The organism is Cellulosilyticum ruminicola JCM 14822, assembly GCF_001311925.1.
GTDB lineage: Bacteria > Bacillota > Clostridia > Lachnospirales > Cellulosilyticaceae > Cellulosilyticum > Cellulosilyticum ruminicola.
On sequence record NZ_BBCG01000144.1, the window covers coordinates 1 to 2,060 of the forward strand.

At 28.6% G+C, this 2,060-nt stretch carries 2 protein-coding genes; both read right to left on the reverse strand.

Annotated elements, in window-relative coordinates; genetic code table 11:
• Positions 1 to 581: 581 nt before the first annotated feature.
• A complete protein-coding gene (locus JCM14822_RS25335) occupies positions 582 to 947 on the reverse strand; it encodes an HNH endonuclease (protein ID WP_083461571.1) in 366 nt (121 codons plus the stop codon).
• A gap of 25 nt (positions 948 to 972) precedes the next feature.
• Positions 973 to 1,962, reverse strand: a complete 990-nt coding sequence (locus tag JCM14822_RS18445; protein ID WP_054744094.1) for an Ig-like domain-containing protein — start codon at positions 1,960 to 1,962, stop codon at positions 973 to 975.
• Positions 1,963 to 2,060 lie beyond the last annotated feature (98 nt).

Here is a 2,060-nt window from a genome sequence, read left to right on the forward strand (position 1 = left end):
AAATCCATCATGTTCACAAATATGAAAATAAATCATACTTGCAAGGTGTTCATGTGTAAAAAATTTATTCTTTTTAAAATCAGTATTTAGTTTAACAGTATGTTTTTGAAGTAATTTCCAATCGATAAGGCCTATAAATTTTTCGAATAAAGTAATATAATTGTCCATAGTCAGCTCCTTTGTGTTTGGTATGGTCTAGCAATTATATTAAACCTCAGGATGCTGGCTATTTTCATGTCTAAAATTATGGAAATTTAGCTTTAACATAGTAACTGTTTTCATGTCAATGGAAATAAAAGTTAGTAGCTAAACAACAATGTAAAGATTTAGTAACTTCATTTGTTATATGTATATTATCAGTGAATACTTCAAAATTTTTCAGAACCTCTTTATACTCTAGTGCATGTATATTATTAAAAAATCTCAAATTGGCATCTTCCTCAGAATATACCTGAAACATAATCAGATAAACATTTTCTCTTAAATATCTATCATTACACATAGTTGGAGAAATACTATAATTTACATTTATCTTTATTATTTAATTCCCTCCAAATAAATTGTTTGTTTCTTACTTTCTATTACCAATCTCTTAAACTTTTATCACTAACCTGCAAGTTACACACTCTACAAAGCACAGCCATATTATTCTCATCCAATCTTAACTCAGGATAATCTTTAAATGACTTTATATGATGTCCTTGCAAATTTTCAGTAGTAATAATCTTCCACTTACTCCAACATCTCTCGCAATAAGGATGCTCTTTTACTTTTCTATTTCGTAATTTTTGCCAAGCATATGATGAGTAAAATTTACGTTTCTCAGGTGTAATGTTTCTGTTATATGTAATGCCTGTCCTACAAGTACAAGTTGTGTTATATTTAATTGTCTTTCCACATTTGCTGCATATTTTCTTTGTCCTTATATTTGAAAATACCCCTAATATTAATTAGGAGTATCTACATCTTATATTAATTTTCAATTACTTCAAATGCTACTATTTTATTATGTACTACATACACACTAGTCCCATTACTTTTAACGAATTTATAAAAAGGAACTTCTGTATCATCTCTATCTCTATCTTTAAACCATTGTATAAAATCAGTCACTTCATTACTAGTAACGTTAAATTCCTTAATATTATCATCTATAAGTTCTATTTTAAGAATACAATCATAAATAGGCGTATTCTCTTTTATTACATCAACCTGACAACTATCAGTTAAATCTGTTCCTTCAATATATGCTGTAATAGTAGTTACTCCCTCTGAAATTCCTGTAACTACTCCATTTGAATCAACTTTAGCCACTGCTTCATCTGATGAAATCCAAAGTGCTGAAGATGTTGTATAAATATAGCTATTAACCTCTAATACTAATGGTCTGTTTTCATTTTGTTGAATACTTATGGAATCTTCTTTAATGTTTAACGTATCCTCTTGGTATGGAATCATATAACCATCTGAATCTATATCTATGGCATCCAGCATACCCGGCTTACTATCCTCAATATATATATCTACTTTATGTATATCTTTCACCATATCTTTTTTTTCAAAAATTAAGTTTTGCGTGATTCCACTTGGTTGACTTTCATCAGCCTTGCCTACTTTTACTCCATCAATATAAATAGTCATTTCTGTTGTCCTATTAGAGTAGCATCCAGAAATTATTCTAATTTGACTTCCATAAAACATAAATGACATTACCTTTTGCGTAGGTACATTTCCTTTTATGTATGATGCACTTCCATTATAATTATAAATTAATGACTCAGTATACCATGTACCATACTTAACAATATCTTCGTTTGTATCATCTATACGCTGCCATCCCGTTTCTGGTTCCAATAATCTTTCTCCTATTGTAGCACCAAATACACTCACTCCCTGCATGCTACATATTAAAATTAAACTTAAAAATAATGTTAGCATTTTATGTTTTTTCTTATTTATCATTTTTCCCTCCTAATATTATATATGCTTAAACTTTATCATAATCTTCAAAATAATTCAATTCTTGATAGGTGTACTAATTATTAATCATAAGCGTTAAC